Source organism: Aquipuribacter sp. SD81, from assembly GCF_037153975.1.
Classification (GTDB): domain Bacteria; phylum Actinomycetota; class Actinomycetes; order Actinomycetales; family JBBAYJ01; genus Aquipuribacter.
In genome coordinates, this window is record NZ_JBBAYJ010000026.1 from 48,045 (window position 1) to 56,437 (window position 8,393).

6 protein-coding genes and 1 pseudogene are annotated in these 8,393 nt (G+C 78.4%); 1 reads left to right on the plus strand and 6 read right to left on the minus strand.

Features of this window, described 5'->3' with window-relative positions; all coding sequences use genetic code 11:
- Positions 1 to 43 precede the first annotated feature (43 nt).
- Both WAA21_RS14980 and WAA21_RS14985 read right to left on the minus strand, forming a co-directional pair.
- Positions 44 to 976 (minus strand): alpha-E domain-containing protein, encoded by a 933-nt coding sequence (locus WAA21_RS14980; protein ID WP_336923631.1) that lies wholly within the window; start codon positions 974 to 976, stop codon positions 44 to 46.
- A complete protein-coding gene (locus WAA21_RS14985; RefSeq protein WP_336923632.1) occupies positions 970 to 2,637 on the minus strand; it encodes a circularly permuted type 2 ATP-grasp protein in 1,668 nt (555 codons plus the stop codon). Before WAA21_RS14985 ends, WAA21_RS14980 begins: the two co-directional genes overlap by 7 nt.
- Before the next feature lie 153 nt (positions 2,638 to 2,790).
- Here WAA21_RS14985 and rpsT point away from each other — a divergent pair, with 153 nt between their 5' ends.
- Positions 2,791 to 3,051 carry a 30S ribosomal protein S20 gene (gene rpsT, locus WAA21_RS14990; RefSeq protein ID WP_336923633.1) on the plus strand — a complete coding sequence of 87 codons (261 nt, stop codon included), beginning with the start codon at positions 2,791 to 2,793 and terminating at the stop codon, positions 3,049 to 3,051.
- A 97-nt stretch (positions 3,052 to 3,148) separates the two neighbouring features.
- Here rpsT and holA read toward each other — a convergent pair whose 3' ends face one another.
- The 4 genes and pseudogenes from holA to WAA21_RS15010 form a co-directional block, all read right to left on the minus strand.
- Positions 3,149 to 4,189: a DNA polymerase III subunit delta gene (gene holA / locus WAA21_RS14995; RefSeq protein WP_336923634.1), complete on the minus strand. Its 1,041-nt coding sequence runs from the start codon at positions 4,187 to 4,189 to the stop codon at positions 3,149 to 3,151.
- Positions 4,190 to 4,194: 5 nt separating this feature from the next.
- Positions 4,195 to 6,741 (minus strand): ComEC/Rec2 family competence protein, encoded by a 2,547-nt coding sequence (locus WAA21_RS15000; RefSeq protein WP_336923635.1) that lies wholly within the window; start codon positions 6,739 to 6,741, stop codon positions 4,195 to 4,197.
- A complete protein-coding gene (locus WAA21_RS15005) occupies positions 6,738 to 7,664 on the minus strand; it encodes a helix-hairpin-helix domain-containing protein (protein WP_336923636.1) in 927 nt (308 codons plus the stop codon). The genes WAA21_RS15000 and WAA21_RS15005 overlap by 4 nt, the downstream gene beginning before the upstream one ends.
- Positions 7,665 to 7,731: 67 nt before the next feature.
- A pseudogene (locus WAA21_RS15010) lies at positions 7,732 to 8,393 on the minus strand (hypothetical protein); the annotation flags it as partial.

Here is an 8,393-nt window from a genome sequence, read left to right on the forward strand (position 1 = left end):
GTCCGGCCCTGGGTCTGCTCGTCCGTCCCGTCGGGGGTCGTCGTCACATCGCCTCCGCGGTCCAGGCCGTGCCGGTGCCCACGAGGAAGTAGCGCCGGCTGACGGCGTCGGACACCTGCGAGGCCGCCTTCTGCACCCGCTTCATCTCCACGGCGAGGTCGGTCAGCAGCTCGTCGGGCGAGCGGAACTCCAGCGAGCTGCGGGTCGCGGCCAGGGTGCGACGGGCCTCGTCGGTGTACCCCACGCGCCCGGCGTCCGGGTCGAGGTCCTCCAGGCAGCGCTCCGCGGTGGCGAGCGCGTGCACGACCGAGCGCGGGAACAACCGGTCCAGCAGCAGGAACTCCGCGGCGTGGGCGTCGGAGCGGGCACCCGGGCGCCCGCCGCGGTAGGTGCGCAGGAAGGCCTCGTAGGCCCCGCAGCCGTGCAGCACCGTCTGCCAGCCCGGCCCGCCCTCCAGCACCGTGGTCGCGAGCAGCCGGGCGGTCATGTCGGCGCGCTCGAGGCTGCGCCCGAGCACGAGGAACTGGTACCCGGCGTCGCGGCTCATCGTGGTGTCGGCGATCCCGGTGACGACCGCCGCGCGCTCGCGGACCCACGCGGCGAACCGGTGCGCCGAGGCCGCGCGCACCCGCGTCGGTATGGCGTAGTACGTCGTGTTGAGCGCCTCCCACATCTCGCTGGAGACGACCTCGCGGGCGCGGCGCGCGTTCTCGCGGGCCGCGGCGAGCGCCCCGGCGATGCTCGCCGCACCGACCGGGTCGTAGGCGAGGGTGTCGAGCAGGCGCCGGCGGTCCACGGGACCGTCCCCCGCGGGGGCGCCCATGACGGCCAGCAGCGACGCGCACGCCTCCGCCTCGTCGAGCCACGGGTCCTCGAGGATGCGCTGGACCTGCACGTCGACGATGCGGGCGGTGTCGTCGGCGCGCTCCACGTAGCGGCCGATCCAGAACAGGGACTCCGCGATCCGGCTCAGCACGTCGGCCTCCTCACCTGCTGCTGCTGCTCGGCCTGCCGGCCCTGGTCGTCGCCGGCCGGGCCGCTGTCGGGGGGTGCGGATCGCACGAGCTCCAGCTCGGTCGTGCCGCGCTCGGGCAGCTCCGCGGCCGCGCCGCGCTCGGCGATGCGGTCGGTACGGTCCGTGCGGTCCGACAGCACCCACGTGTCCTTCGAGCCGCCGCCCTGGCTGGAGTTCACGACGAGGGTCGCCTCCCCCAGCGCCACCCGGGTGAGGCCGCCCGGCAGGACCCACACGTCCTCGCCGTCGTTGACGGCGAACGGCCGCAGGTCGACGTGGCGTGGGGCGAGCTCGTCGCCCACGAGGGTGGGGACGGTGGACAGCGACACCACCGGCTGCGCGATCCAGCCCCGCGGGTCGGAGCTGAGCCGCTCGCGCATGGCGTCCAGCTGCGTCGTGGTCGCCTGCGGGCCGATGACGATGCCCTTGCCGCCGGAGCCGTCGACGGGCTTGACGACGAGCTCGTCGAGGCGGTCGAGGACCTCCTCCAGGTGCGCGGGGTCGTCGCAGCGCCACGTGTCGACGTTGTCGAGAACCGGGTCCTCGCCGAGGTAGTACCGGGTGAGGTCGGGCAGGTACGTGTAGAGCAGCTTGTCGTCGGCGACGCCGTTCCCGACGGCGTTGGCGATCGTCACCGAGCCGGCCCGCGCGGCGTTGAGCAGGCCCGCGCAGCCGAGGACGGAGTCGCGGCGGAACTGCACCGGGTCGAGGTACTCGTCGTCGACGCGGCGGTAGACGACGTCGACCCGGCGCTCGCCGGACGTGGTGAGCATGCGGACGCGGTTGCCCGAGCACACGAGGTCGCGGCCCTCGACGAGCTCCACGCCCATGGACCGGGCGAGCAGCGCGTGCTCGAAGTAGGCGCTGTTGTAGACGCCGGGGGTGAGGACGACGACCGTCGGGTCGTCGACCCCGGGCGGGGCGGCCGCCTGCAGCGCGGCGAGCAGCCGCTCGGGGTAGTCCGACACCGGCCGCACCCGGGAGGCGCCGAACAGGTCGGGCAGCACCTGGGTCATCGCGCGCCGGTTCTCCAGCACGTAGGAGACGCCGCTCGGCACGCGGACGTTGTCCTCGAGGACGCGGAAGCGGCCCTGCTCGTCGCGGACGAGGTCGATGCCGGACACGTGCACGCGCACGCCGTTGGCCGGTTCGATGCCGGCCGCCTCGCGGTGGAAGTGCGAGCTCGACACGACGACGGAGCGCGGCACCACGCCGTCCGAGACGGCGTTCATGGGCCCGTAGACGTCGGCGAGGAAGCGCTCGAGCACCTGCACGCGCTGCTTGACGCCCCGCTCGACCTGCGCCCACTCGTGCGCGGCGATGACGCGCGGCACGACGTCGATGGGGAACGGCCGCTCCTCGCCGGCGAAGTCGAAGGTGACGCCGCGGTCGAGGAACGTCGAGGCGAGGGCGTCGGAGCGGGCACGCAGCTCGTCGACGCTGAGGGCGGACACGGCGCGGTGGACGGCCCGGGCGGCCGGGCGCACCCCGTGCGGGGCGAGCACCTCGTCCCACGCCGGGCCGGCGGTCCGCTTGTCCAGGTACCCCGCGAAGACGTCGCCCTCGTCGGAGGTCGGGGCCGCGGGCGCCGGTGCGGTCGTGTCCGGGCTCGCCTCCTGCATGCGCCCGACCCTAGTGGCGCCTCTGCGGATTACCACCGGGCCGGTCCCGTGGCGTACCCTCGGCGGTTGGTCTTGGGCGGTGCACCTGCCCCGAGGCACCAGGCGTCGCGCCGTCGACGACGCACCCACCTGACGAGCACGGAGAGAGCACGCGTGGCGAACATCAAGTCCCAGATCAAGCGGAACACCCAGAACGAGAAGGCGCGCCTTCGCAACAAGGCCGTCAAGTCCGAGCTGCGCACCCTCGTGCGCCAGTTCCGCGAGGCCGCCGCGTCGGGTGACAAGGACGCCACCCAGACGGCCCTCCGTCGGGCGTCCCGCGGGCTGGACAAGGCCGCCTCCAAGGGCGTCATCCACAAGAACCAGGCCGCCAACCGCAAGTCGGCGATGGCGACCCGCGCCGCGTCCGTCTGACGCACCCGCGCGGCGCCGCCGCGCACCGCGAGCCCCCGCGCACCTCCCGGTGCCGGGGGCTCCGTCGTCCCCGGGTGCAGGGCGCGGGAGGCGGCCGTCAGCGGCCGCGGGCGTCCGTGACGGCGACGACGGCGCGCTCCAGCGCGTAGGCCGCGGCGACGCCCGGCACCTCCCCCTTGACGGCGGCGTCGGCGTCGGCGACCGCGACGACGGCGCGGCGCAGGCCGTCGGGGTGCCAGCCCTGCAGGTCCCGCCGCGCGCGGTCCACCTGCCACGGCGCCATCGACAGCTCGCGCGCGAGCGCCGCCGCGGGGCCCCGGCCCGCTCCCGCGACGCGGGCCATGGCGCGCAGCTTGCTGGCCAGCGCGCCGACGACGAGGACGGGCTCGACGCGCTGGGCGAGGGCGTGGCGCAGCAGCGACAGCGCCCGGCCCGCCTCCCCCGCGACGCACGCGTCCGCGATGTCGAAGCCGCGGGCCTCCCGCCGCCCGCCGACGAGCGCGCGGACGTCGTCGACGGCGACGGCACCCTCGGGGACGGTGTCCGCGAGCTGGCCGGTCACGGCGAGCAGCTCCGCGAGGTCCCCGCCGACGGACTCCACGAGCAGGTCGACGGCGTCCGGCTCGGCGCGGCGACCCGCGGCACGCAGCCGCCGCACGACGAGGTCGGCCCGGTCGCGCTCCGCGGTGACGGGCGCGCAGGAGACCCGGACCGCACCGGGCACCTTCTCCAGCGCCGCGAGCACCTGCTTGCCGCCGTTGCCGCCCACGTGGCGGCCGACCACGACGAGGTCGGGGTCGGGGACGGCCGCGAGCTCCGCCGCGACCGCGGTCACCTCGTCGGAGTACGGGCCCGCGGCGGCCTCGAGCCCGGAGAGCACGACGAGGCGCCGCCCTCCGAACAGCGACGGCGCGACGGCGGCGCTCACGTCGCCCGGGGAGTGCCCGGACGGGCCGAGCTCGTGCCGCTCGACGTCGGGGTCGGCCTCGCGCGCGGTGGCGAGGAGGCGCCGCCAGGCCGCGTCGGCCAGCGCGGTCTCGCTGCCGACGAGCAGGACGACGGGGGCGGGTTCGACGTCGAACGGGCCGGGACCGCTCGGGGCGGCCGCACGGCCGCGGGACCGGGCGGGACGGGGCACGCGGCTCATGCTGGCACGCCCGTCGGACCCCGCCGTCGCCGGCCGGGCGGCGCGGCGGGCCGGCGGGCGGTGCGGACCGCGACCCGTCCCGGCGCGGCGAGGCGCACGGCGACGGCACCCGCCGTCGGGGTGGCGAGGACGTGGCTGCCGGCCGAGGCGACGACGTCCAGACCGCGCGGGGACGGGTGGCCGTAGTCGTTGTCGCGTCCGGCCGACGCGACGGCCACGCGGGCGCCGGCTCGCCGGTAGAACGCGGGCAGCTGGTCGGCGGACCCGTGGTGGGCCACGGTCGTGACGTCGGTCGTGACGTCGGCGCCGGAGCGCAGCAGCCGCTCCTGCGCCCGCGCGCCGAGGTCGCCGACCGCGAGGACCCGCAGCCCGTCACGGGCACGCAGCCGGACGACGAGACCGGCGTCGTTGACGTCCTGCGACGTGCCCTCCCTGCCCGCGGCCGCCTCACCGGTCGGGGTGGTCGCGGACGGTGTGGTGCCGGCCGGGGCGAGGACGTCGACACCCGTGCCGCCGCCGGACCACGTCGTCCCCGCGGCCGGGGTGCGAAGCGGCGCCCCGGCGGCCTCCGCCCACGCCCGCAGGTCGGCGAGGGCGTCCTGGGGCTGTCCCACGACAGGGGCCCACACCTCGCCGACGCGTCGACCGCGGCCGAGGCCGGCGAGCCCGCCGACGTGGTCGGCGTGCAGGTGAGTGAGGACGAGCAGCGGCACGTGCTCGACCCCGGCCGCGCGCAGGCACCGGTCGACGCCGGCGGCGTCGGGGCCGGCGTCGACGACGACGGCGGACGCCGGGCCGGCGCGCACGAGCAGGCTGTCGCCCTGGCCCACGTCGCACACCACGGCCGACCAGCCCTCTCCCGGCCACCCGGAGCCACCCGGCCACCCCGACCCGGCGGGCAGGACGCGCGCGAGCGCCCCGCCGACCGGGCCCGCTCCAGGCAGCCCGGGGACCAGCAGCACCACGCCGAGCACGAGGGCGACTGCCCCGCGCAGCGCAGGACCGCGTGCGGGCCACGGCGCCCACCCGTCGCGGGGCGGTCGCCGGTCGGGCAGCAGCCGCGCCACACCGACGCCGGCCCCGCAGGCGGCCGCGACCACCACCCCGCCGAGGACGGCGCCGCCCGGGCCGGCGGGCCACGGCAGCGCCGCGGAGGGCAGGTCGGCCACCGTGCGCGCCGTCCCCGCGACCCACGCGGCGGACCAGCGCGCGGGCACCGCGAGCAGGGCCGCGGGCGCCGGGTGCACGGCGGACGCCAGGGCCGCCAGCACCCCGAGCACGGTGGCCGGCGCGACGGCGGGGGCGACGAGGACGTTGGCGGGCAGGGCGTACAGCGGCACGACCGGTTCCAGGCCGAGCAGGAGCGGGGTGACGGACACCTGCGCGACGGCCGGCACCGCGACGGCGACGGCGGGACCGCGGGGCAGGCTGCGCCCGAGCACGCGCGCCACGGGTCCGGCCGCGACGACGAGGGCGCCGGTCGCGACGACGCTGAGCCGGAAGCCGGGCGCACGGGCGAGCCAGGGGTCGGCGACGACGACCGTGGCGACCGCGACCGCGAGCGCCGCCAGGCCACCGCCCCGGCGGCCGAGCAGCAGGCCCAGCAGACCGACGACGCCCATGACCGCCGCCCGCAGGACGCTCGGGTCGGGCCGGGCGACCACGACGAGCCCGACGAGCACGCCGGCCGCGAGCACCGCCCCGGTGCGCTTCCCCGCACCGAGGACGACCGCGAGCAGCAGGGTGCCGCCGCACACGATCGTCACGTTGGACCCGGACACCGCAGTGAGGTGGGTGAGGCCGGCGGTCCGCATGTCCTCCACGAGGTCCGGCTCGAGCCGGCTGGTGTCGCCGACGACGAGCCCGGGCAGCAGGCCGGCCCCGTCGGAGTCGCCGTCGGCGTGCGCCGCGGTGACGAGGCCTGCGCGCACGTCCTCCGCGGCCCGCCACGGCCATGCGGCCTGGTGCACGAGGTCGGGCGGGCCGGTGGCGTCGGCGAGCACGGCGACCGGCGCACCGGGCGGCGCCGGGTCACCGGAGACGACCGTCCGGACGCGCTGCCCCCAGCGGACGGCGTCCCAGCCCTCCGCTCCGGTCACGCTCACCGGCACGCCCGCCACCGGCGCCCCGTCGACCTGTTCGAGCACGGCCCGCACGCGCACCTGCCCCTGCCGCCACACCGGCCCGGCCACGGCGACCGGGTCCCCTCGGACCCGCAGAACCACCCCGGCCTGCCCACCGGTCGTGAGCGCCGTGACCGCCGGCGCCTCGCGCCGCGCGAGCCCGTGCGCGGCGACGGCTGCCACCGTCCCCGCCAGTGCGGCCGTCGCCGCGAGCGTGAGGAGCACGGCCGCGACCCGCGCCGCACGGCGACGGACCACCAGCACCGCGACCACGAGCACCACGGCGACGCCGACCGCCCCCACGGCGACGACCGAGACCGCCGTCGACGACGACCCCGTCGCCCACCACGCGACCGCCCACGCCCCCGCCGCCACCGGCACCAGCCGCACGTCGTGGACGGTGCCGGCCGCGGTGCTCACACGGTCACGAGGTCGCGGACCTGCTCGAGGACGGCGGGCCCGATCCCGGAGACCGACGTCAGCTCCTCGACGCTGGTGAACGGCCCCACCTCGTCCCGCCACGCGACGATCCGCCCGGCGAGCACCGGCCCGATGCCCGGCAGCTCCTGCAGGGCCGTCGCGTCGGCGGTGTTGAGGGACACCAGGCCGCCCGGGTCCGTCCCGCCGGGTGGCGGCTGGGGCCCCGCGGTGGCGGGCGGGTCGCCAGGGCCCGGCACCGGCACGGCCTGCTCCCCCTCGGCCGGCACGACGACGAGCTCGCCGTCGACCACGGGCCGGGCGAGGTTGACGAGCCGCGTGTCGGCCTCGGGGAGCACGCCCCCGGCGGCCTCGACGGCGTCGGACACCCGGTCCCCGGGCAGCAGCCGCACGACGCCGGGGTGCTCGACGGCACCGTCGACGTGGACGAGGAGGACGGGCGCCGGGGTCGGGGGGGACGTCACCGCGGCGGTCGACTTCGACGCCGCGGGTGGCGGCGCAGCGGCGCCCGCTCCCGCGCTCGGCACGGGAGCCGGTGCCGCCACGGCGCCCGGAGCGGGCGCGGCCGAGGCACCGGGCACGGGCAGCGCACCCACGGCGGTCACGGGGGCGGTCACGGGGGCGGTCGCGACGCCGCCCGGGCCGACGACGTACCCCTCCGGCCCGCTCCGGCCGAGAGCCAGCCCCGCGACGACGACGCCCGCCACGAGCACGCCGACGGCGACGACCCCGACGGGCAGCCCGCCGACGCGCCACCGGGTGGCCTCGCGAACGCGTGGGCGGACCGGCTCGACCGCCGGGTCGTCCCCGGCACCGGCCTCGGGCCGCGACCCGGCTGGCTCCGCCCCGCGCCGGCCCACCACCCGCTGGACCCGCTCGAAGGGGTCGGTCGCCTGCGTGTCCATCCCGCGACGCTAGGGAGCAAGAGGTCCCGCCCGAGCAGGCCCGGACGCAGGCTGGGGACGGTGCGGCTCAGCCGGGCCTGTGGGGACGTCGCGCCCACGGCACGACCGACACCCCGACGGCGCCGGGCCCGACGTGGGAGGCGAGGACGGGACCGAGCTCGCGGACGAGCACGAGCGGGCCGTCGCCCGACCGCGCCCCGACCGGACCGGCCGCGGCCCACGCGGCCGCCCCGAGCCCGGGGGCGTCGCGACCACCGCCGGTCACCTCCACCAGCCGCTCGGCGAGCGCCTCCGCGACCTCGGGCGCCCCGACGTGCTGCACGACGCACGCCGCGCCCGCGAGCGACACCCCGGCCGCGTCGGCGGCCTCGAGCATCGCCGCGCGGCCGCGGCCCGCGAGGCGCCGGGCGTCCAGCGGTCCCTCGCCGCGGGCGAGGGCCGCGAGGTGGGCGTCGGTGAGCTGGACGAGCCGCTCGAGCAGCCGGCCGGTGCTGCGGACCCGCTCCGAGGGCGTGAGCCGACCGTCGACGAGCTCCAGCAGCGGCCGGGCGAGCTGTGCGACCGCGGCGAGGGCCTGCGGGCCGCGGCCCCCGGCGAGCAGGTGGGCCGCGGTGGGCGGCGACACCCACGTCGCGCTCGCGGCGGCCACGCCCTCGGCGACGGCGGCGGCGGGGCGGTCGTCCGCCGCGCCGACCGTGCGGGTGTCGACGACCTCGACGCCGACCGGCC

Excerpts from the sequence above, each read along its gene's own strand:
- WAA21_RS14985 (WP_336923632.1), bottom strand. The coding sequence starts at position 2,637 with ATGCAGGAGGCGAGCCCGGACACGACCGCACCGGCGCCCGCGGCCCCG.
- WAA21_RS15005 (WP_336923636.1), bottom strand. The coding sequence starts at position 7,664 with ATGGACACGCAGGCGACCGACCCCTTCGAGCGGGTCCAGCGGGTGGTG.